Genomic DNA, 21,540 nt, shown 5'->3' with positions numbered 1-21,540 from the left:
TCAATTGGTGGTCAAAAGGAGTCCAACCTTGCCATGAGCCCGGGCACGTCGACCTTAAAGGGGACATGGGGTTTGCCGCTGGTATCCAGAGCTAAGCCTTCGTATACGCCAAAGTTCAGCCCCCGCGAGGCAAATATCCGAACATGCCCGTTAATCCAATGAGGCTCACTTTCTATATCGATGAAGCGGGTTCCTGGATAACAAAAAGCAGCATTGTAGATTGCTGAACCAGCTGCGGAGACAATCGTCTCGGCGGAGGAGAATGTTCCGATTTGCTCTACCGCAGTCATTTGTTCCGGTAGGACGACCTCGAACCCTCTTGCGACAAGCGCATCAATCAACTCAGGCTCGTTGACCATTTTGCGAGGATGACCTTCGATCGCTTTTCGAGAAAGATATACTTTGCGACCTCCGTGCGGGCGGCCATGTCGCATCCGCATTCCGTCGAAGAGGCCGATCGTTTCATCGTCGAACCACACGTCCCGATTCCTTATGCTTGGAACAAAGACACGCTTTAAACGATACCAGTGGTCTACCAACCAATGCGGGATGATACGAGAATCGTCAATTCCTGCCGCAATAAGGAACTGCCGAAACGTTTCATGATAGAGCGGTGCTAGAATTTTTATCTTGTTGTCCATGCGTGCCAAAGCGGTGACCTTTGGCAACATTCGATAGATGAACGCTCCGAAGTTCGGTCCTTCAGACGAGGATAACAGCGCAATGGGTTCGTCTATTTCGATGATCGGCTTTTCCTCACGGAGTTGATAGACACCGGGTCGGCCCACAGAAGAAAAACCCATCCACTGGTTGAGATGGTACTCGGGCTGCCCTAGTCTTGAGGTCTCTATACTTTGAATGTCTAGCGTCGGGAAATTCTCGTCAAAGCAGTACCGGCTGTCGCTCGTTACAAGGCCCCGGGTACCTGTCAGAAGAACGTCGTCCAAGGTTGCGATGAAAACTGCTGGTCTGATCGGTGGCATGCCGAAGGCCATGTTGGTAATGCCACCAGACGCGCGGTCATAAAAGGCAGGAGCCGTGCGGGGAGACGGATACGGGCCTGCCTCTCGCTCGACCCACACGCTATTCGTTGACGATTCGAGATCGCCAAGTTCAACTCGGGGGAGTTGTAAGGGATCACGATAGGTGAGGTCCCGAAACATCAATTTGGACTTCGGGTCTGAGAGTCGAGGCGACGTTCTCTGTGGCCTCGATCTATTAAACGGCCAGATCATTAAACTGCCCCGACGAACCTAGACGATTCCGTCCGCTGTTATGTGCCATCTTGCAGCTCTCCCAGGGAATTAGGTGCGGAAAAATCGTGTATTAAGTTTGGCCTCGCAACTTCAGCAAAAACACGGTTGAAGAATGATTCTTCCATATTTGGAATCAGTGGCGAAAGTTTTCTGTATAGGTAAGGCGCATCTGTGGCACTTCGGGGAAAAGAGAGAAGCGTCATTGGTATATCGTGTCGCACCAAAGCCTCTATTAGACTCGTTAACTTTCTTCGCAAAACCTCAATCTGGGCTTCGGGGACCTCAGTGTCCCACAAGCCCCCTTTGACATTCTTCCCTGGGGTAGCCTGCTGGACAAGAATTCGACTCGCCGCAGCGTCCTCCAAGCGCCTAATTGGTATAATGACGTGATCGATTGCCACGCCTGCGGCCAGAACTGCGTCGACTTGCTCGCAGAGAAAAGGACTCTTCACTATCTGAGGTGCATTCAGGTCGAAGATGTGTCTTTCTAGGCCAGCGCGCGCATTTGGGAAGTATTCGTCGTCGGTCCACGTTCCTGTATCAAGTCCCAGCTTTGTCAAAAGTTGAACAAGGTACGTGGTGCCTGCCCGGCCCGTTCCGCTGATGAAGATTCGTTTTGTATGCAGTTGCTGGTGGCTGGCCTGCTCCAGGCCTGCGTCTGGTTGCGGACGTCCACGTCGCACCAGGAGGTTGGCAATCGAGAACATCAAGCCCTCACCCAATCGATGCAGCTTTACTGGGAACAGCCAACCACCCCATTGAAAAACGCGGAGCGGGGGCGAACCTGCGGCGACTACCAAGGGATGTTCTCACCATCGCCCGAGATGTTCCAGCGACCGAGCGACACGTCGAGCCAGATATCCCCACCAATGTCACTGTGGACGGAGCCGACTGATCTGAACTGCATCCCCGATCAGTGTCAAAAGTCACCGCCATCGCGCGTGCCCCCATTGCGCGACCAAACCAATGCGGGGCGCCAATCCAGCGCCGATTGCTGAGGCCCGGCCCGTCAAATCGCCAATTCCAGCCGACCTGGCATCTAAAGACGAAACTTTGCGGCCAGCGACGCGCTGTCCAAGAGGCGTTCAGCTGGTGTAATTGCCACGCTATTCCAGTAGGCATGAAGCCGATCAGCGCCGAAATCATATGCGTTGTCCTCGACGAGAACTTGGCTATTGTCGGCAAGGACAGTGCTATTTGGATCGAGATTAGTCACGAGGACCAAACCTGTACCCACACAATCTATGACGGTGATTGACAGATCCGGGCGATATTTCTGCAGCGCCGGAACAATTTTCCAAACGTCGCCTGTCCAATAACCTTCATAAGCTGTATTTAGCCGAATGGGATCATCCGGCGATCTTACCGTCATGTAATGGTCTAAAGGAAGGCAATCATGGAGCGCTATAATTGAGCCATTTTCGCACTGCTTCTCAGTATTTATGAAATCTCTCAACAGGAATTCAAAGAGGTGCATTCCATCTAAGAAAGCAAAGTCGACTGGTTCACCAAATAGCTCAGTTAAGTTCTGCTCGGCGAAGAAATCATCGCTCGTTTGCTGGTACAAGTGACATGTCGGCTTTTCTGCCATAACGTCTGTTTGGAGCCGGAAAACCGGATCAACAGCGATCGATGGGCATTTCGCGTTCGCCAATGTGACGCCGTGCAAGGTTCCGATCTCGAAATAGTTTCTCGGGTTCAAGTGCTCATGCATGTTTCTCAGAAATTCATGGTAAATCAACCCCGTGACCCTGTGTCCAAAATCTAGGCTTTCGTTTGTGGAGGTACTCATGGTTGGGCTCCGTCCCTTTTCGCTGAAGCTTTAACTACCAAAATATTGGGCGGCAACATCCGGTGCTGGCCCATCCGACCTGACGTGCCCATGCTCCAGCCAAACAATCCGATTGCAGTTTTGGAGCAACAGTTCTCTGGAGTGGCTCGCCAGAACCAGAATCTTTGTCGAACTCACAATCTCTCGCAGGCGCCTATTAGCGCGCTCTTTGAAATCTTCGTCGCCGGTCGAAAGCCACTCGTCCATAATGAGAATTTCCGGCCGGATCGACGTTGATGTTGCGAACGCCAACCTCAATTGCATGCCGGATGAGTATGTGCGGAAAGGCATTTCCAAAAAATCCCCAAGCCCGGAGAATTCGGCGATTTCGTCGAGCCTGGCGCGTAATTCAGACGGCGTAAGCCCCATCATAGCGGCACGCAAACGAATGTTTTCTCGACCCGTCGCCTCGGGGTCTATCCCAAGACTGATATTGATGAGCGACACGCACTCACCGTCGATAGTGGCGCTGCCAGACGTCGGTGCGTAAATTCCAGAAAGTACGCGTAGCAGCGTTGTCTTGCCCGAACCATTGTGCCCGATCAGGCCGACCCGCTCTCCCTCTTTGATATCGAGATTGATATTCTCGAGACCCTTCACGACGATATTTCCGTCATGACGCCGCTCGATGGCCCCCCCCGTTGCAACGCTCAGGACACGATTTTTGAACGATCGGCTCGCCGCGTTGTATACGGGAAACGCTACGGAGACATTGTCGAGATGAACGTGGGACATTTTCAAAGCCAGTAGGCAATGCGTTGACGGTAGCGGCCAAAAAACCAAATCGCGAATACCCACCCGCATGCCATCATGGCAACAACAACGCTCCAGCTCATTGCCGCCGGCGCCTCGCCGAGCAATGGCTCGCGTACGATTGTAACCAAATGATAAAATGGGTTGAGATCAAACAGATAACGAGAAGCGGTCTCCGGAAGCGTCTTGATCTGCCACATGACGGGAGTGATATAGAAAAAAACTTGCAATAGGTTTTGTATAACTTGGGTAAGATCGCGATATCTAGCGCAGACAACGCCAAGAACAAGCATCATCCAAAGCAAATTCAAAGAGACAAAAATGAATCCAACGATTGATAGCATAGTACATAAGGAAAAGTTGCGTCCAAGAACTAAAATCACAATCGGAAAAATAACAAGATTATGAGCAAATATAACCATATTCCGAAATGCAGTTCTTAAAATATGTGTAAATAATGGCATGCGAACCTGAAGAATTATGGCTTCGGCGCTGATAAAACTTGTGCAGCCTTCGTTGAGGCAGGAGGAGATGAAGCCCCAGATGATCACGCCGCTGCAGATGAACGGAAGGTACTCCTGCATAGGAGACCTAAACAAGTTTCCAAATATAAGGCCCAAGGCGCCAATGAGCACGCCCATATTGATCGTTAGCCAAAAGGCGCCGACGCGCGACCTGCGATAACGTTGAGCCACATCCTGCCACCCGAATGTCGTCGCAAGGTGATGCTTGTCGATCGCTTCGGCAATGTCACGCAATGCGTCCTGGGCTTTAGTTATGCTTTCGGCCGCCAAAACCAACGGATACCTCATCGACGTTCAATCGGCAGCGAATAAAACATTTGGATCGGAATAGGAAGCCGAAGCCCCGCGACCAATGTGCGCGGCAACCGGCACGCCGGCGATCCACGTCGTACCGGTGAACATGCCACGGTGAGGTCAAAACGGGGAAGTGCTGCTTTTATTTGGCGGCGTAGGGGTGACTGGCAGAAACCGATGACGGCACGTGTGCGGGCCCAATCCCCCTGGAGAACTTTCTGGTAGGGTTCCTTATATCATCTGATAAGAAGCTGGCCTGCGTGCTGATTTCACGGTGTAGGATCCTGTACGTTGTCCGATCTGTCGGTAGGCGGACAACTGCAACCGCTGTCTGATGGATACCAGCGGGCCTTGACGGCTCTCATGCTGTGGTGAAGGAGGTATCAACGAGCGATTTCCCGAGTTACCCGATATCCAATAAGAAGGTTCAGAATGCGCATGGCGCTCTCATTGGTAACCCGCGCTCTCCATATCCTTAAAACCGAAGGACTGCAGTCTACCGGGGTAAGAGCGCTCCGCTTCCTCGCAAGAAGGCGTTCCCTTATTCGGGTTGGAAAGCCGCGTCTCAGCCCCGCCTTTTTATTTTTCAACAAGGATGGCGCGACGAATGCGCGGCGCCCTTTTCCTGAAGATGATCTCGCCCTCCGGATACCGCTTCCGAATACCGCTGCCGTTCCGATGCCGGAAAATATTGCAGTGATCGTCCATGCGTTTTATACAGATGTTTTTCAGGAACTAATCCCGTATTTTAAGAACATTGAGCAAAAATTCTCTCTATATATATCAACGTCGGACGAGGTGAAAAAAAGGGCAATACTAGATATTTGCATTCGAAACGGATTCCGCAACGTGGAAGTTCGAGTTTTTCAGAATAGGGGCCGAGATATTGCGCCGAAAATCGTTGGATTTCGTGATGTATACGATACCCATGAGATATTTCTCCATCTGCATACGAAGAAATCGCCGCATTTGGATTCACTGAAAGGATGGCGAGAATATTTACTTAGGAACCTTATTGGATCAAAAGAGATCGTTAGGTCGATTTTGGCGCTCTTTTCTTCAGATGCGAATCTAGGCGTTGTATTTCCTCAGCATTTTGGTCCTATACGCGGAATGCTGAATTGGGGGTTCGATTTCGAAGCTGCGCAAGCTCTTCTGGCGAAAGCTCATTGGAATCTTAGTAAGGATAGCTTCCTAGAATTTCCATCCGGATCCATGTTTTGGGGCCGGTCTGCGGCTTTGAAGCCGCTCCTTGAGTTGGGTTTGACGTTCGATGATTTTCCAAACGAGGTAGGTCAGGTCGACGGCACATTGGCGCACGCGATTGAGCGAACTTATCTCCATTTTGCCGAATGTGCCGGATTTCATTGGCTGAAGGTCCAAAACAATGCTGATGTTCGATCAAAAGGCCTTCTTACAGTCGAAAACCCAGGGGAATCGAGTATCCTGCAAAAGGTTTACCTACCGCTTTTCGAGGAGCCTGGGCGATCAGATCTTTTGATGAGCAGAGAATACCCAGAACTTCGGCCATTGAGGTTGGTAAAGTCAAATATTCATAGACCGAGAATAAATTTACTGTTGCCTACCATAGATCCGCTATGGGTGTTTGGCGGGATCTCGACGGCCATCAAGACGTTTGACGAACTGTCTGCCCAGCTATCCAGCTTTGACAAGAGAATTGTTGTTCTCGACTCAGCAGTCGAGCCGAATCACCTTGGTAATTTTCAAGAGTTTACGCTGAATGCAGTTGATAGTCAGGCAGTCGTTTTCGAGGCGTTCGACCGTACGCGTCGCATGGATGTGCGTAGAGACGATGTGTACATCTCAACGGCCTGGTGGTCCGAATATCTGCGCACTTCGATTGCGCAGTTCCAGGAGAAGGCCTTTGGGAGGCGCGCCAAGGCTGTGTATTTCATCCAGGATTATGAGTCGAACTTCATACAGTGGTCTTCGCGGTGGGCTATTGCGGAATCGACATATCAGTTTGACGAGAGGGTGGCATGGCTCGTTAATTCGGAAGAACTCTCCTCTTATATAAGTCGGAGGTTTGGACGTACCGACCAGATGGTTATTCCATTCCGCATAAACGAGACGATCAGGCGCAGCGTAAGGCTTGTGCCAAAAGAGAGGATCATTCTTTGTTATGGCAGGCCCACCGCAGCCAGGAATTGTTTCGAGATAATTGTGGACGGCCTATCGCTATGGCAGCAAAGGAACCCGATTGAAGCTAGCAAGTGGCACGTCGTGTTCTTGGGGGAGAACTTTGATGAGAACAGGATTTGGCCGATTCAAAATGGCTCGGTTCCCGGAAAAGTCAGCCTTGAAGAGTACGCGAAATATTTGAGCCGATCATGCGTTGGAATTTCTCTGATGATTTCGCCGCATCCCAGCTACCCGCCTTTAGAGATGGCCTATTCTGGCTTGATCACCGTCTCGAACAATTATGATGCGAAAGAAATTGTCCGTCGCAGTGAGAATTTTGTAGCTCTCGATCAGGTAACGCCTGATACACTTGCCTTGGCTGTAGCTCGATCCGTAGAGCTGGCGGAAGAAAAAATTGGGTTAATATGTGAGCATAAGGAGATCATCGAGATTCCATTCGTTGGAACAAAGTATGATCCTACGGACCTAGCGGCGTTTCTCACAAATTAACTACCCGGTTAGATGATTGTTCCCGTCAGACCGTGATGTAGCGAGGTCGGCTTGTAGTAGCCGGGTATCAGGTAGCACTCGGCGCTCTGCTGGCCGTCCTCCCGAAAAAAACCTAGCCCTCCCTCCAACTCCGCGCTAATTGCGGTACCTGGGCGACAGGCTTGGGGAATGCAATCTGGAGTGGCGGCGGACGATTTTCGGTTCGTCGCCGTTCTGGTAGTAATGTCCCTGCGCCTGGAGTTTAGTACTACCCAATGACTTTCTACGTAGAAGCCGTATCGGAACTCCGACCGAGGATGCGGCGCGCCATCATCATGATCCAGGACCTCGTCATGGTTCTGGTCGCTGTGGCGCTGAGCCTCGTCCTGTCGCAGTCGCGGCTCTCCTTCGAGGCGCTTTCCTATGGCGGGCTGGTCTGCTGGGCGCTCATCGTGCTGGTGGCGCATGTGCTGTTCCGCTCCTGCGGGCTCTACAACACGGTCTGGCGCTTTGCCTCCACGCCCGACTTCTTCAACATCCTGAAGGGCTGCGGCAGCCTCACTGTCGTCCTCTATCTCGCTTCGCTGGCCTTCCGCTTCTTCGAGCCTGTCGCCGGCCTCAACGAACGCCAGTTCATCGTCTTCTTCCTGGTCTCGTTCACCATCATCTCGGCGCCGCGGCTCTACTACCGGTTCCTGCGCGACGGCGCGAGCTGGCGCATCCTGCGCCGCGCGCCCGGCGACGCCCCGGTCAAGCAGGCGCTGTTCATCGGCCGGCTGAGCGAGGCCGACGTCATCGTCCGCTTCACCCGCACCGCAGTGCCGGCCGAATATGCCATCGCCGGCATCATGGCGACGGGGAGCGACGCGCCGCTCGGCACGCAGATCCAGGGCGTGCCAGTGGTCGCGGTCCGGCCGCGCCTGGTCGAGGTGCTGGAGGATTATGTCAACGGCACGGAGAACCTCGACCTGGTGATCTTCGGCAACGGCGCCGAGCGCGACATCGAGGACTACGCCGAGCTGGTGCGCATCGCCCGCCACAGCGGCATCGCCGTCGTCCAGTTCTCGGGCCTCTCGGAGCTGGGGCAGGGCGGCAAGCTGGTGCTCGACGCCGTCGAGATCGAGACCATCATGCGCCGCTCGGCCGTCGCCACCGACATCGAGCGCATTTCCGCCTTTGTCGGCGGCAAGCGCGTGCTGGTCACCGGCGGCGCCGGCTCCATCGGCCGCATCCTGGTCAAGCGGGCGCTGGAACTCGGTGCCGAAGCGGTGCTCGTCGCCGACCTCTCGGAATTCGGCATCTTCCAGCTCGACCAGCTGATCGAGGAGGAGGATCGCGATCGCTTGACCAGCCGCATCGTCGACGTCACCGACCGTCGCCACATGATGCGCCTCGTGGGCGAGTTCAAGCCGGCGATCATTTTCCACGCGGCTGCGCTCAAGCATGTGCCGCTGCTCGAGGAGAACTGGGAAGCGGCGATCCAGACCAACATCTTCGGCACGCTCGCCTGCGCCGAGGTCGCCGCCAAATGCGGTGTGCCGCAGTTCCTGCTGATTTCCAGCGACAAGGCCGTTGACCCCACCTCCGTGCTCGGCATCACCAAGCGGGCGGCCGAGCAGATCGTGTCCTCGCTGCACGAGGTCCATGCCGCCCGGCCGGCGTCGCAGGCCGGCGAGGCGAGTCACGCCGCCGCCCCCGGCACCAAATTCATCGCCGTGCGCTTCGGCAATGTCTTCGGCTCCACCGGCTCGGTGGCGACCATCTTCCAGGCTCAGATCGAGGCCGGCGGTCCGGTGACCATCACCGACCGGCGCATGACCCGCTATTTCATGACGGTGTCGGAGGCCGTCGACCTGGTCATCATGTCGGCCGCCGATGCCGAGCAGCGCCAGGGTGCGGACGACTACGCCATTTACATGCTCGACATGGGCAAGCCCGTGCCGATCCTCGAAGTCGCCGAAACCATGATCCGCATGGCCGGCAAGAGCCCCTACACCGATATTCCGATCCGCTTCACCGGCATCCGGCCCGGCGAGAAGCTGCACGAGACGCTGCAGGGCGAGGGCGAGCAGGTCGTCAAGCTCGATATCGCCAAGATTTTCGGCCTGAGGACCGATGTCGTCGAATGGCCGCGCATCCAGGCCGCGCTGACGGCGCTGCAGGCCGCCATGCGCGACCAGGACAAGGCCGCCGCCCTTGCCGTCCTGGCGGGGCTGCACCGGGTCGAGCAGGCTGCCGGCGGCGCGCGCGACCAGGCGCTGCCGAAAGCGGTGGGACGCTCGGGCTGATTGGGTCTGTGCTGCCGGTCCATGTTCGGGTATTTGAAGCCCGTCCGAACGCCCTTAGGTGAGTGATTCCGAAGCCGTGACCAGACCTGACCAGCGCGTCGCCGTCCTGCTGGGCACCAAGGACGGCGCCGCCTTCATCGACGAGCAGCTCTCATCCCTGCTGGCGCAGTCCTGGCCTGCAATCGATCTATGGGTTTCCGATGACGGCTCCGCGGATGGCACGAGGTCCATCATCGAGGCGTGGCGGCCGCGTTGGAACAAGGGCTCGCTCACCATGGTCGACGGTCCGCGAAAGGGCTTCGCCGCAAATTTCCGCTCGATGATCGTCGATCCCCGCATTGACGCCGACTACTACGCTTTCTGCGACCAGGACGATATCTGGGAGGCAGACCGGCTGGAGAGCGCCATCCGCTGGATGGAGGCCCTGGACGCAGAAATGCCGCTTCTGTTCTGCTCGCGCACTGCGACCATTTCGGAGACCGGCGTCTCGGCCGGCCATTCGCCTCTGTTCCGGCGGCCGCCGTCGTTTCGCAACGCGCTGGTGCAGAGCATCGCCGGCGGCAACACGATGCTGCTCAACCGCGCGGCGCGCATGCTTCTGGCCAAGGCCTCGGCAAGGGCTGAATTCGTCAGCCACGACTGGTGGGCCTATCTGATCATTACCGCGGCCGGCGGCAAGGTCCGCTACGAGCCGCGGCCGCTGGTCAGATACCGGCAGCATGGGGCGAACCTCGTCGGCGCCAATGTCTCGTGGAAGGCGCGGCTCTCGCGGCTCGGGCGTTTGTTCCAAGGCCAGTTCGCCACCTGGACCGACAGCAACCTCACTGGGCTCGCCGCCAATCGGGATCTGCTCACGCGCGAGGCCGCGCTTTGCCTTCGCCTGTTCATCAGGGCGCGCAAAGGCAACGTTTTCAGGCGTTTCAGCCTGCTCAGCAAGAGCGGCGTCTACCGGCAGACCTTGATGGGCACGCTGGGACTCTATCTCGCCTTCCTCTGGCGCCGGATCTGATGCCGTGACGGCAAAGCGGGCTTTTGACGTGATCGTGGCGGCTGGCATGCTGGTGCTCACATCACCTGTCCTGTTGGTCGCCATGCTGGCGGTCCGTCTGACGTCGCCCGGGCCCGCCATTTTTTCGCAGCTTCGCGTCGGCCGCGGCGGCGTCTCGTTTGCCTGCCACAAGCTGCGCACCATGTATGCGGGAACGCCGTCCCTGCCGACCCATGAGGCGCCGTCCAGCTCGGTCACCGCCGCCGGCAAATTTCTGCGCAGGACCAAGATCGACGAACTGCCCCAACTCTGGAACGTGTTGAGGGGCGAGATGAGCTTGGTCGGCCCGCGTCCATGCCTGCCGACGCAGACGGAACTCATCGAGCGCCGCCGGCAACTCGGCGTGCTGGCCGCGCTCCCCGGAATCACCGGCCTTGCCCAGATCCGCGGCATCGACATGTCCGACCCGAAGATCTGCGCCGAGACCGATGCCGCCTATCTGCAGGCGACCTCGATCGGTCTCGATGTCAAGATCTTGCTCGGCACGCTCTACCGGGATTGACCAGCCCGTCGCGCCAGTTCCTCGAGCCGGCCGAGCGTGTCGGCTTGCGGTCTCCAGCCCTCCGAGACCAGCAGCGATGGGTCGCAGGTCTGCGACGCGGTCCAGGCCCGCCATGATGCCTGCTTGCCGAGCAGCCTTGCCGCCAGCATGAGCGGCCGGGCGGGCAGGGGCAAAAGGCGAGCCGGGCGCCCGAATCCTTGTCGAAACGCTGCGATGATGTCGGACGTCGCGACAGGAGAAGCATCGCTCGCGACATAGGCCGGGTGCAGCGATCCAGGTCGGGTCAACAGATGCACCGCTGCACCCGCCGCTGCGTCGGCCGAGATCAGCGAGCGGAGCCCGGTGAGGGCACCTGTCGGCACCGGCAGGGCAGTGTCGGCAAGCCGCATCAGCGTGGCCAGGTTTCCTTTCATGCCTTCGCCATACACCGGTGGCAGGCGCAACGCGGCGGCGCGGCCCACTGACGCGAAGGCTGCCTGCACTTCGATCTCGCCCTGGCGCTTAGAGCGGCCATAGGCGCATTGCGGGGCAGGGGACGTCGCCTCGCTGATCGTGCCGCTGAAGCCGGGGCCGGCGACGGCGCGGATCGACGAAAGATAGACGAAACGCCCGTCGGCGCGCCCGGCCGCGGCTTTCGCCAGCCGTCCGCTTAGCGTCGCGTTGGCGGCCAGATAGTCCCTCTCGCCGGCGGCGCGGTCGTTGTTGAGCGCCGCGCAATGGACGACATGCGTCACATCGCGCATGAGCGCCAGGAAGTCCTCGTCCGAAGCCTCGGCTTCCGGTAGTCGGACCACGTCGTTACCGCTCGCTGCCTCCGGGCGGTGCGAAGCAATCCGGACGTCGAATTGCGCTTCGCGCAGCCGGTCAACGAGCCTACGTCCGATGAAGCCGGTCGCGCCGGTGACCAGAACCTTCATCGCAGCTGGCCGGCGGACGGCGCCACGGCAGGCGCGCTTTTTCCGGTCGGCGACACCGTTCGCCCACAGGCCAGATAGGTGCCGGAGACCAGAAACACCATCAGCGTCGCGTCGAGAATGTCATGGCCGAGCAAGATGCCGGTCAGCCCGCCGACAAGGTAGGTGATGACGGTGACGATCACCATTGTCGCGCCGAGCCGCTCCGTCGCCTCCGCGCTGGCCCGCAGCACCCGCGCCGCATTCCACGCCGCGACGACGAAGATCGCCGCCAGGGCGATGGCGCCCAGCAGGCCGGCCTCGACCAGCGCGGTCAGAAAACCGTTATGGAAATGGTTGAAGCCTTGCTCCATTGCGAACTGGTCGTGAAAACCCTGTTTCATCAGCTCGCGGCTGGCCGTGATGCCGTGTCCGAAGATCGGCGCGTTGCGGAACGCCTCGGCGCCGATCTGCCACATGGCCACGCGCAGTCCTAGCGCTGTCGAGTGATCGCCCTTCGTGGCCAGTGCGGTCCAGTCGCTGAACAGGAAGTCCGCCCGATCCATGAAGACGGGAAAGCCGATGGCGGCGACAGCCACGCCGGCCGCCCCGGCGATCATCGCCAGGCGCCTTAGCTTCGGCCCGCCCAGCCTGCCTCGGTTGATCAGGACCACGGCAATCACCGCCAGCAGCAGCGCGAGCCAGATGATGCGCGACCCTGAATAGAGGATCGCGACGGTGCCGGCGAGCGCCGCGACCGCCAGCCGCTTCCAGTTCCGCCTCTCGATCCCGGACAGCGGCCCCGCAAGGCTCGTTGCCACGGCAAGGCAGGTGACCGTTGCGAACACGATCGCATTGCCGGCGCCGCCTTCGGCCCTGATGCCGATGCCGTAATACTGCACGATGGCGAGCGCCAGGGCGCCGATGCAAGCGGCAGCACTCGCGAGCACCGCGATGCGGGCAAGCGTCGTCTTGTCGGTGATACTCCATGTCGAATAGGAGATCGGGAAGAACATCAGCGTGACCAGCGGCAGGAAGAACCTGAAGTCCGCTTCAAGCGTGCCGTTGACGATCGAGGCGAGCACCACTGCCGCGCAATAGGCATAGATCGCGATCGTCATGGCGAGCATTGGCCTGTCGATGTTGAAGCGCCGCCGCTTCAAGGCGAGCAGCATCACCGACCACAGTGCGCCGCCATGGAAGACGAAGCTGACCGCCGATCCCAGCACCGGCGGCGAGAAGAAGCAGCCGATCGAGAAGTAGATATTGATCTGTGCGGGCGTGAAGTGCCGGCGGAGGGATGAAAGCGCGTTCAATACTCTGCTTCGCAGTTTGGATTAAGCTGCCCTGCCGCTGGTGTTGCCAGGTCCCCGGGCCGGTATAGCGGCTGCCACAGCTCTGCGATAGGGCGGCTGGCCTTGCCCGGAACCAAAAGATGGGCGGCATGACCGCACAGCGACCTCCAAAAATGCGGAAGATTGCGGGCGCGGCAACAAGTTTTCTTCGCTCTTTTGGCCCACTCACTCCGCGGGCAGGATTTTTCGCAACGTAAGGCTTGCGTGGAAAATTCATTCCGTAACTGGTCGCCGGCTGGCCTCTCTGGCATTGTTCTAAACCAGAGCGATCTGCTAGAACGCCCGCCAAAAGGGTCCAGGGTTTGCCGGGCTGTTTCACGAAAACGGCGCCAATGTCTCATGCAAGTCCGCCCGGCACGAAAGAACGTTCAACAGTCCATGAATATCGCGCTTACGCACCTGCAGCGGCTCGAGGCCGAATCCATCCACATCTTCCGTGAGGTTGCGGCCTCGTTTTCCAAGCCGGTGATGCTTTATTCGGTCGGCAAGGATTCTTCCGTGCTGATGCACCTGGCGATGAAGGCCTTCTATCCAGCCAAGCCGCCCTTTCCCTTTCTGCATGTCGACACGACGTGGAAGTTCCGCGAGATGATCGCCTTTCGCGATCAGATGGCGCAGAAGCTCGGCTTCGACCTGCTGGTCCACGTCAACGAGGACGGCGTGCGCGACAACATCAACCCCTTCGACCATGGATCCAACACCCACACCCATGTGATGAAGACGGTGGCGCTGCGCCAGGCGCTGGACAAATACGGCTTTGACGCGGCCTTTGGCGGTGCCCGCCGCGACGAGGAGAAGTCACGCGCCAAGGAGCGCATCTTTTCCTTCCGCAATGCCCACCATGCCTGGGATCCCAAGAACCAGCGGCCGGAAATGTGGAAGATCTTCAACACTCGCATCGCGCCGGGCGAATCGATCCGCGTGTTTCCGCTGTCGAACTGGACCGAGCTCGACATCTGGCAGTACATCTTGCAGGAGAACATCCCGATCGTGCCGCTCTATTTCGCCAAGCAGCGGCCGGTGGTCGAACGCGACGGCATGCTCATCTTGAAGGACGACGACCGCATGCAGCTGCGTCCCGGCGAGACGGTCGAGAACCGGCTCGTGCGCTTCCGCACGCTGGGCTGCTATCCGCTGACCGGCGCCATCGATTCGGATGCCGACACGCTTGAAGCCATCGTCGGCGAGATGCTGACCGCCCGCACATCCGAGCGCCAGGGCCGCCTCATCGACCGCGACGAGGCGGGTTCGATGGAAAAGAAGAAGCGCGAGGGGTATTTCTGAACATGCGCCACATCATGGCCAAGAGCCTTGCCCCGACCGATGGCATCCGCGACTACATGGCCGCGCAGGAGAAGAAGTCGCTGCTGCGCTTTCTCACCTGCGGCTCGGTCGACGACGGCAAGTCGACGCTGATCGGACGGCTGCTGTCCGACACCAAGCAGATCTTCGAGGACCAGCTCGCCGCGCTCGAGCGTGATTCGCGCAAGCACGGCACCACCGGCGATGATGTCGACTTCGCGCTGCTGGTCGACGGGCTGGAGGCCGAGCGCGAGCAGGGCATCACCATCGACGTCGCTTACCGCTTCTTCGCCACGCCGAAGCGCAAGTTCATCGTCGCCGACACGCCTGGCCACGAGCAGTATACGCGCAACATGGCGACCGGCGCCTCGACCGCCGACCTCGCCATCGTGCTGATCGATGCGCGCCAGGGCGTGCTGCGCCAGACCAGGCGCCATTCGATCATCGCCTCGCTGCTCGGCATCCGCCACATTATACTTGCGGTCAACAAGATCGATCTCGTCGGCTTCGACGAGAGCGTCTTCGATCGCATCGTGGCGGACTACAGCGAGTTCGCCAAAGGACTGGGCTTCACGAGCATTGTGCCGATCCCGATGTCGGCGCGCTATGGCGACAACGTCACCAATCGATCGGAGCGCACGCCCTGGTATTCCGGGCCGTCGCTGATCGAGCATCTGGAGACCGTGTCGGTCGACGAGGCCGCCGTCGAACTGCCGTTCCGTTTCCCGGTGCAATATGTGAACCGTCCCAACCTCGATTTCCGCGGTTTTGCCGGCACCATCGCTTCCGGCACCGTCTCGCAAGGCGACGAGGTCGTGGTCGCCAAGTCGGGCAGGGCCACCCGTGTCAAGCGCATCGTCGCGCATGGCGGCGACCTCAAGCAGGCGGTTGCCGGCCAGGCCGTCACGCTCGTCCTCGAGGACGAGGTCGAGGTGTCGCGCGGCAACATGCTGGTGTCGCCGGCCGCACGTCCGCAGGTCGCCGACCAGTTCACCGCCAACATCGTCTGGTTCGACGAGCAGGCGCTGCTGCCCGGTCGTTCCTACATCCTGCGCACCGAGACCGACCAGGTCAGCGCCACCGTCACCGACCTGAAGTACCGGGTCAACGTCAACGATTTCGCGCATGAGGCGGCGAAGTCGCTGGACCTCAACGAGGTCGGGGTCTGCAACCTCTCGACGCGGGCGCCGATCGCCTTCGATCCCTTCGGCGAGAACCGCACCACCGGCGCCTTCATCCTGATCGACCGCATCAGCAACGCCACCGTCGGCGCCGGCATGATCCTCCATTCGCTGCGCCGTGCCGAGAACATCCACTGGCAGTCGCTGGATGTCGGCAAGCGCGGCCGCAGCGACCTGAAGAACCAGCGCCCGGCGGTGTTCTGGTTCACCGGCCTGTCCGGCTCGGGCAAGTCGACCATCGCCAATCTGTTCGAGAAGAAGCTGTTCGCGTCCGGCCGTCACACCTACATTCTCGACGGCGACAATGTCCGCCATGGGCTGAACCGCGATCTCGGCTTCACCGACGCCGACCGCGTCGAGAACATCCGCCGCGTCGCCGAGGTGGCGAAGCTGATGGCCGATGCCGGGCTGATCGTCATCGTCTCCTTCATCTCGCCCTTCAGCGCCGAGCGGCGCATGGCACGCGAGCTCATGGCCGAGGGCGAGTTCATCGAGGTGTTCGTCGACACGCCGTTCGAGGAATGCGCCCGCCGCGACCCGAAGGGCCTTTACGCGCGTGCGCTGAGCGGCGAGATCAAGAACTTCACCGGCGTCGATTCGCCCTACGAGGCTCCGGAAAACCCCGAAATCCGTCTCGAGACGCTCGGCAAGAGCCCTCAGGAGATGGCGGAAGCCCTGGAACGCTGGCTGGATGAGCGCGACATTGCTGAAGACCAATATGACAATGGCGGCGGTATCTGACGACGAGGCCATGCTAGGCGTCTTCGAGCGCTTGGCCCTGGACGCCGGGCGCGAGGTGATGCGCGTCTTCCACGAAGGCTGTGCCGTCGACAGCAAGTCCGACTCTTCGCCCGTGACCGAAGCCGACCGCGAAAGCGAGAAGATCATCCTGGCCGGCCTGCGTGCAGCCTATCCGCACATTCCCTGCGTGGCCGAGGAAGAGGTGGCGGCAGGGGTGGCGACGCCGGACCTCGACAACGCCTTCTTCCTCATCGATCCGCTCGACGGCACCAAGGAGTTCGTCAACCGCCGCACCGATTTCACCGTCAACATCGCGCTCATACGCCACGGCGTGCCGGAAGTCGGCGTCGTCTTCGCACCCTGCACGGGCCGTTTCTTCTCCGGCCGGCCGGGCAAGGCGGAAATGCTCGAGATCGACGGCGAGTTTCATATCACCGGCCGCCAGCCGATTGCGGTGCGGGCCGGTGGAATGCCGCTCGCGGTCGTCGCCAGCCGCTCGCACAACACGCCCGAGACCGACGCCTTCATCCGCGATCTCGGCACTGCCGACATCGTCTCGGTCGGTTCGTCGCTGAAATTCTGCCTTGTCGCCGCCGCCGAGGCGGATGTCTATCCGCGCTTCGGCCGCACCATGGAATGGGATACGGCGGCGGGCGACGCGGTCCTGCGCGCCGCCGGCGGCATGACCCGCACGCTGGACGGCCAGCCCCTCGTCTACGGCAAGCGTAACCAGGCGGGCGATAGCGATTTCGCGAATCCGCATTTCATTGCGACGGGGAAGCGGGCGACGGTTAATCTCCCCCCTTGAGGATGTCGCCGAAGGCGACGGAGGGGGTCGCGTCGCATAGAGCGCCGACCCCGTTCGTCTGTGATAAAGGGCCGAGCCCCTCTGGCCTGCCGGCCCTCTCCCCCTCAAGGGGGGAGATCATCAAGCCGCCGCGACGCTCGCCGAGTTCGAGCCGATATAGTTGCGGATCGTCTCGATGATCCGGTCCTGGTCGGCCTCGCTGAGATAGGGATGCATCGGCAGGCAGAGGATCTGCTTCGGCAGTTCTTCCGAAACCGCAAGGCCGGCCGGCGAGCGCGGATAGTCGCGATAGGCGACCTGGGCATGCAGCGGCTTCACATAGTAGATGACCGACGGGATGCCCTTTTCCGTCAGATGGGCCTTCAGCCCATCGCGCTTCGGCGTCTCAATGGCATATTGCGCCCAGGCCGAGCGGCCGTGGCCCAGGTTGCGCGACGCCTTGACGATGTCGCCGAGGCCGTCGGCATAGCGTTGCGCCACCGCTTGGCGGGCCACCATCTCGTCCTCGAGAATGGCGAGCTTCTCGATCAGGATCGCCGCCTGCAGCGTGTCGAGGCGCGAATTGATGCCGACGAGGATGTTGTCATACTGGGTCTCTCCCTTGCCATGGAAGGCGAAGGACCGCAGCTTGTCGGCCAGCGCAGCGTCATTGGTGAACATAGCGCCGCCGTCGCCGTAGCAGCCGAGCGGCTTTGCCGGGTAGAAGCTGGTCGAGGCGACATGGCCGAACGAGCCGCACATCTTGCCGTCGGCGGAGCCGCCGATCGACTGCGCAGCGTCCTCGATCACCAATAGCCCTTCGCGCTTGGCGATCGCCGTGATCGCCTCGTAGTCGGCGGCAAGTCCGAACAGGTCGACCGGAATGATCGCCTTCGCCTTCAGCCGGCCCTGCTTTTTGATTATTTCGATTGCCGCCTCGAGGCTGGCAATGTCGATGTTGTAGGTGCTGGGATCGACGTCGACGAAGACGGGCTCGGCCTTGGCGAGCGCCACCACTTCCGCCGTGGCGGCGAAGGTGAAGCTCGGCACGAACACGGCGTCGCCAGGGCCGATGCCGGCGGCGAACAGCGGCAGGAGCAATGCATCGGTGCCGTTGGCGCAGGCCACCACATGCTTGACGCCGACGAAAGCTGCGAGCTTGTTTTCGAACTCGGTGACCTGCGGCCCGAGGATATAGCGGCCGTCCTCGACCACATGGTCGATCGCGGCCTTGAGCCGGTCGCGGATTCGTTCGCGCTGCGCGCCAAGATCGATGAACTGCATGTCGGCCTCAAGATGCTGCCAGTAAACCGGCCCGCTGGTACCAGACTTGACGCGGCCGAGAAAGCCGGCCACGGCCAAGGCGAATTGCGCAAGTGTCGCAGGCTGTTACCGTGTTTTGCCGGCGCTTCGTCCGAACAAGCCGGAAAAGCGGCCTTCAAGGCGCATTTTAACGCCCGCTTTTCGCACAGTGCGGGCGATGGAAATATAAAGTGATCGGTTCGGGCAGGGAGGCCCAGCCGGCGCCGACGGCCGATCAGTCGATTTCGTGCCGCCATGGCGGGTTGGCGCCGGCCCTTGAAACCGTCACCGCGGCCGCCTTGGCGCCGAGCGCGAGCGCCTTGCGGATCGCGTCCTCGGAGAGGCTGCCGATCCCTGCCTTGGTGAGCAGGCCCTGTTCGTGCAGCGACGCGAGAATGCCGGCATTGAACGTATCGCCGGCGCCGACCGTGTCGACGACCTGGACCCGTTCCGGCACAACCGTGACCTTGTGCTCCTTGCTGTAGCCGACGGCGCCTTCGCTGCCATGGGTGACGACGATCAATTTCGGTCCGCGCTCCAGCCAGTTGCGGATGACGTCCTCATGCGAGCCCGCTTCGTCGAACCAGTTGAGGTCCTCGTCCGAGAGTTTGACGATGTCGGCCATCGCCATCATCTCCCGGATGCGCCTCAGATGCTTTGCCTTGTCGGGGATGAAGTTGGGCCGAATGTTCGGATCGAGCATCATGACCCGGCTGTTGTGCTCACGCCGCATGAACTCCTCATAGGCCGATCCAGCCGGCTCGGAGATCAGGCTGATGGCACCGAACAGCATGGCTTCGATTTCGGCCCCGAGCTTCGGCAGGTCCTCGATGGTCAGCATGCGTCCGGCAGTGTTCTCGTCATAGAAAGTGTAGGTCGCCTGGCCGTTGGTGAGCCGCACGAAGGCGAGCGTCGTGGGCTTCGGCGACGTGTGCGCATAGGTGGAACTCACCTTGCTCGCCCCGAGCGCCTCGCGAAGCTGGCCGCCGAACAGGTCCGAGGACAGGCCGGAAAAGAACCCGGCCGGCGCGCCCAGCCGCCCGAGCGCGATCGCCGTGTTGAACACCGCGCCGCCGACATAAGGCGCGAAGGCCGCTTCGCCTTCCGTCGTCGTGCGCGGCAACATGTCGATAAGGGCTTCGCCACAGCAGAGGATCATGTCTTGTCGGTCTCCGGCGGATGGATCACGCCCTTGCGGATGATGATGTTGGCGTAGAGTCTGGGTTCGCTGGTCGCCACGATGGCGTGCGCGGTCTTGACGCGTGCATAGAAGTCGGGGCCGGCGAGCGCAATCACCTTGCGTCCGGGCGCACGTCTTGCGCAGACCGCCTCCATCTCGTGATGCACCGGATCTGCAAGCGCCGGATCGCCCTGGACCGAAGCGCGAAACAGCGCCTCCGGCACCGCCTCGTCGACGGGCAGCACGCTGAGGATCGCGTCGAGCACGGGGATGAGATGATGGCCGTCGGCGCGGATCAGCCGCCGCGCCTGTTCCTCCGCAGGATAGTTACCGTCGACCAGCGCGACCTCGTCGCCGTGACCCATCGCGCGCAGCGTCGCCAGAAGCTGCGGGCCGAGCAGCGACGGAATGCCGATGAGCATGTCAGGCGCTCCTGGAAATGGAGGTCGGACCGACGAGGAAGCGTTCGGACAGCGGCAGGCTGGCGCCGCCCAGCGCCCGCGCATGGATGCCGACGGTTCCTTCGCGCACGATGGGCAGCTTCAGTCCCTCTGCATCGATGCCGGCGAGCGCATCGGTGACTGCGTCGACCAGTCGCCGCCTCACGCTGAGCGGCATCCAGCCGTCGATCACGGCGGCCTCGAAATCGATGACTGACGAGGCCGCCACGATGGCATAGGCCAGCGCCTGCGCGGCGCCGGCGATCCAAGCGTCGAGCTCAGCCCCGATCTCGCCCCATTCCTGCGGCGAGGTCCAAAGATAAGAACCATCTACGCCTTTCGCGCTGAGCGCTTTTTCTAATATGGCGATCGAGGCGACGTCGATCAGCTGCGTCGGCTTGCCGTCGGGTCCTGGCACCGGCATCGAGCCAAGCGCGCCGGCATTGCCCGTCGGTCCGCCGAACAGGCGTCCGTTGAGCACGATGCCGCCCCCGGCAAAGGCGCCGATGTAGAAATAGACGAAATCGCGCGCGCCTCCCGCCTGGCCGAAGACGAGCTCCGCCCCGCAGGCCGACGTCGCGTCGTTCTGGAGATAGACCGGAAAGTCGCACTGCCCCTGGATGTCGGCGCGGATGTCGCGGTGGCGCCATTCGTCCATGACGTCGCGCGGCGCGCCGGCAGTGTCGGCCCAGTTCCAGAGCTCGAACGGCATGGCGATGCCGAGCCCGGCAATGCGCTTGTCCTGCGCCGGCGTCAGCTCGCCGCGCATCTTCTTGATGCCGGCGGTGACGAACTCGACCGTCTCGCGGGGCGCCGGGTAGCGGTAGGAATTCTGCAGCATTGCGCGCACGTTGCCGAGGAAATCGATCAGCACCAGCTCGGCGCTTCGGCGGCCGATCTTGAGGCCGATGAAAAAAGCGCCTTCCGGGTTGAGCGCCATCGGAATGGACGGCTGGCCGATCTTGCCGCGCAACGGCGCCTGGCGCAGAAGCAGCTTGTCTTCCTCGAGTTCTCGCATGATGACGGAGACTGTCTGGGCCGAGAGCCCCGTCATGCGCGCAATGTCGGATTTGGCGAGGCTGCCATGCTGGCGCACCAGCGACAGCACGAGCCTTTCGTTGTGGTCGCGCATGCCGCTCTGGTTGGTGCCGCGATGCATGCGGCTCTCCAAAGCTTCGGGCGAACCGTGCCTCGCAATGCCGGTCTCCACCCTGTTCCTCCGTCGGTTTCCC

General features: G+C 60.4%; 18 protein-coding genes. 7 read left to right on the top strand and 11 right to left on the bottom strand.

Annotated elements, in window-relative coordinates:
* Nucleotides 1-11: 11 nt before the first annotated feature.
* The 5 genes from EJ074_RS08675 to EJ074_RS08655 form a co-directional block, all read right to left on the bottom strand.
* Nucleotides 12-1,163: a glycosyltransferase family 61 protein gene (locus EJ074_RS08675; RefSeq protein WP_245454864.1), complete on the bottom strand. Its 1,152-nt coding sequence runs from the start codon at nt 1,161-1,163 to the stop codon at nt 12-14.
* A 110-nt stretch (nt 1,164-1,273) separates the two neighbouring features.
* On the bottom strand, nt 1,274-1,963 hold the full coding sequence (locus EJ074_RS08670) for a hypothetical protein (RefSeq protein ID WP_129553020.1): 690 nt from the start codon (nt 1,961-1,963) through the stop codon (nt 1,274-1,276).
* Between the two features lie 332 nt (nt 1,964-2,295).
* The gene (locus EJ074_RS08665) at nt 2,296-3,048 is read right to left on the bottom strand and encodes a class I SAM-dependent methyltransferase (protein WP_129553019.1); all 753 of its coding nucleotides are present in this window, start codon (nt 3,046-3,048) and stop codon (nt 2,296-2,298) included.
* Between the two features lie 30 nt (nt 3,049-3,078).
* Nucleotides 3,079-3,822 (bottom strand): ABC transporter ATP-binding protein, encoded by a 744-nt coding sequence (locus tag EJ074_RS08660; protein ID WP_129553018.1) that lies wholly within the window; start codon nt 3,820-3,822, stop codon nt 3,079-3,081.
* 2 nt (nt 3,823-3,824) lie between these two features.
* The gene (locus EJ074_RS08655) at nt 3,825-4,640 is read right to left on the bottom strand and encodes an ABC transporter permease (RefSeq protein ID WP_245454809.1); all 816 of its coding nucleotides are present in this window, start codon (nt 4,638-4,640) and stop codon (nt 3,825-3,827) included.
* A 450-nt stretch (nt 4,641-5,090) separates the two neighbouring features.
* On the opposite strand from EJ074_RS08655, the gene EJ074_RS08650 reads away from it, so the two are divergent.
* The 4 genes from EJ074_RS08650 (at nt 5,091) to EJ074_RS08635 (ending at nt 11,127) form a co-directional block, all read left to right on the top strand.
* Nucleotides 5,091-7,310: a rhamnan synthesis F family protein gene (locus EJ074_RS08650; RefSeq protein ID WP_129553016.1), complete on the top strand. Its 2,220-nt coding sequence runs from the start codon at nt 5,091-5,093 to the stop codon at nt 7,308-7,310.
* A 254-nt stretch (nt 7,311-7,564) separates the two neighbouring features.
* Nucleotides 7,565-9,577 (top strand): nucleoside-diphosphate sugar epimerase/dehydratase, encoded by a 2,013-nt coding sequence (locus EJ074_RS08645; protein ID WP_165349889.1) that lies wholly within the window; start codon nt 7,565-7,567, stop codon nt 9,575-9,577.
* A gap of 58 nt (nt 9,578-9,635) precedes the next feature.
* Nucleotides 9,636-10,586, top strand: a complete 951-nt coding sequence (locus tag EJ074_RS08640; RefSeq protein ID WP_245454808.1) for a glycosyltransferase family 2 protein — start codon at nt 9,636-9,638, stop codon at nt 10,584-10,586.
* A 4-nt stretch (nt 10,587-10,590) separates the two neighbouring features.
* The gene (locus EJ074_RS08635) at nt 10,591-11,127 is read left to right on the top strand and encodes a sugar transferase (RefSeq protein ID WP_281033656.1); all 537 of its coding nucleotides are present in this window, start codon (nt 10,591-10,593) and stop codon (nt 11,125-11,127) included.
* On the opposite strand, the gene EJ074_RS08630 is transcribed toward EJ074_RS08635, so the two are convergent.
* Both EJ074_RS08630 and EJ074_RS08625 read right to left on the bottom strand, forming a co-directional pair.
* The gene (locus EJ074_RS08630) at nt 11,115-12,044 is read right to left on the bottom strand and encodes an NAD-dependent epimerase/dehydratase family protein (protein WP_129553015.1); all 930 of its coding nucleotides are present in this window, start codon (nt 12,042-12,044) and stop codon (nt 11,115-11,117) included. The genes EJ074_RS08635 and EJ074_RS08630 overlap by 13 nt on opposite strands.
* Nucleotides 12,041-13,336, bottom strand: a complete 1,296-nt coding sequence (locus EJ074_RS08625) for an O-antigen ligase (RefSeq protein ID WP_129553014.1) — start codon at nt 13,334-13,336, stop codon at nt 12,041-12,043. The genes EJ074_RS08630 and EJ074_RS08625 overlap by 4 nt, the downstream gene beginning before the upstream one ends.
* Nucleotides 13,337-13,753: 417 nt before the next feature.
* On the opposite strand from EJ074_RS08625, the gene cysD reads away from it, so the two are divergent.
* The 3 genes from cysD to cysQ are packed head-to-tail and all read left to right on the top strand — an operon-like array spanning nt 13,754 to nt 17,407.
* Entirely contained in the window at nt 13,754-14,659 is a 906-nt protein-coding gene (cysD, locus tag EJ074_RS08620; protein ID WP_245420323.1) for a sulfate adenylyltransferase subunit CysD, read from the top strand.
* A gap of 2 nt (nt 14,660-14,661) precedes the next feature.
* Entirely contained in the window at nt 14,662-16,599 is a 1,938-nt protein-coding gene (gene cysN, locus EJ074_RS08615; RefSeq protein WP_165349888.1) for a sulfate adenylyltransferase subunit CysN, read from the top strand.
* A 10-nt stretch (nt 16,600-16,609) separates the two neighbouring features.
* Nucleotides 16,610-17,407 carry a 3'(2'),5'-bisphosphate nucleotidase CysQ gene (cysQ, locus tag EJ074_RS08610; RefSeq protein ID WP_165350060.1) on the top strand — a complete coding sequence of 266 codons (798 nt, stop codon included), beginning with the start codon at nt 16,610-16,612 and terminating at the stop codon, nt 17,405-17,407.
* A 120-nt stretch (nt 17,408-17,527) separates the two neighbouring features.
* On the opposite strand, the gene EJ074_RS08605 is transcribed toward cysQ, so the two are convergent.
* From EJ074_RS08605 to EJ074_RS08590, 4 genes are all read right to left on the bottom strand, one after another.
* A complete protein-coding gene (locus EJ074_RS08605) occupies nt 17,528-18,670 on the bottom strand; it encodes a DegT/DnrJ/EryC1/StrS aminotransferase family protein (RefSeq protein ID WP_129554008.1) in 1,143 nt (380 codons plus the stop codon).
* A gap of 253 nt (nt 18,671-18,923) precedes the next feature.
* Nucleotides 18,924-19,847 carry a carbohydrate kinase gene (locus EJ074_RS08600; RefSeq protein WP_095805614.1) on the bottom strand — a complete coding sequence of 308 codons (924 nt, stop codon included), beginning with the start codon at nt 19,845-19,847 and terminating at the stop codon, nt 18,924-18,926.
* Entirely contained in the window at nt 19,844-20,290 is a 447-nt protein-coding gene (locus EJ074_RS08595; protein WP_095805615.1) for an RbsD/FucU domain-containing protein, read from the bottom strand. Before EJ074_RS08595 ends, EJ074_RS08600 begins: the two co-directional genes overlap by 4 nt.
* Before the next feature lies 1 nt (nt 20,291).
* Nucleotides 20,292-21,518 (bottom strand): ROK family transcriptional regulator, encoded by a 1,227-nt coding sequence (locus EJ074_RS08590; protein ID WP_129553012.1) that lies wholly within the window; start codon nt 21,516-21,518, stop codon nt 20,292-20,294.
* Between the last annotated feature and the right edge of the window lie 22 nt (nt 21,519-21,540).

The organism is Mesorhizobium sp. M3A.F.Ca.ET.080.04.2.1 (assembly GCF_003952525.1).
Lineage (GTDB): Bacteria > Pseudomonadota > Alphaproteobacteria > Rhizobiales > Rhizobiaceae > Mesorhizobium.
This window is presented reverse-complemented; position numbering and strand designations above follow the sequence as displayed.

What these genes read in the sequence shown, in the direction of transcription:
- cysD (WP_245420323.1), top strand. Translation starts at nt 13,754, where the DNA reads ATGAATATCGCGCTTACGCACCTGCAGCGGCTCGAGGCCGAATCCATC.
- EJ074_RS08605 (WP_129554008.1), bottom strand. Translation starts at nt 18,670, where the DNA reads ATGCAGTTCATCGATCTTGGCGCGCAGCGCGAACGAATCCGCGACCGG.
- EJ074_RS08630 (WP_129553015.1), bottom strand. Translation starts at nt 12,044, where the DNA reads ATGAAGGTTCTGGTCACCGGCGCGACCGGCTTCATCGGACGTAGGCTC.
- EJ074_RS08660 (WP_129553018.1), bottom strand. Translation starts at nt 3,822, where the DNA reads ATGTCCCACGTTCATCTCGACAATGTCTCCGTAGCGTTTCCCGTATAC.
- EJ074_RS08675 (WP_245454864.1), bottom strand. Translation starts at nt 1,163, where the DNA reads ATGTTTCGGGACCTCACCTATCGTGATCCCTTACAACTCCCCCGAGTT.
- EJ074_RS08600 (WP_095805614.1), bottom strand. Translation starts at nt 19,847, where the DNA reads ATGATCCTCTGCTGTGGCGAAGCCCTTATCGACATGTTGCCGCGCACG.
- cysQ (WP_165350060.1), top strand. Translation starts at nt 16,610, where the DNA reads ATGCTAGGCGTCTTCGAGCGCTTGGCCCTGGACGCCGGGCGCGAGGTG.
- EJ074_RS08645 (WP_165349889.1), top strand. Translation starts at nt 7,565, where the DNA reads ATGACTTTCTACGTAGAAGCCGTATCGGAACTCCGACCGAGGATGCGG.
- EJ074_RS08650 (WP_129553016.1), top strand. Translation starts at nt 5,091, where the DNA reads ATGCGCATGGCGCTCTCATTGGTAACCCGCGCTCTCCATATCCTTAAA.
- EJ074_RS08665 (WP_129553019.1), bottom strand. Translation starts at nt 3,048, where the DNA reads ATGAGTACCTCCACAAACGAAAGCCTAGATTTTGGACACAGGGTCACG.
- cysN (WP_165349888.1), top strand. Translation starts at nt 14,662, where the DNA reads ATGCGCCACATCATGGCCAAGAGCCTTGCCCCGACCGATGGCATCCGC.
- EJ074_RS08670 (WP_129553020.1), bottom strand. Translation starts at nt 1,963, where the DNA reads ATGTTCTCGATTGCCAACCTCCTGGTGCGACGTGGACGTCCGCAACCA.
- EJ074_RS08595 (WP_095805615.1), bottom strand. Translation starts at nt 20,290, where the DNA reads ATGCTCATCGGCATTCCGTCGCTGCTCGGCCCGCAGCTTCTGGCGACG.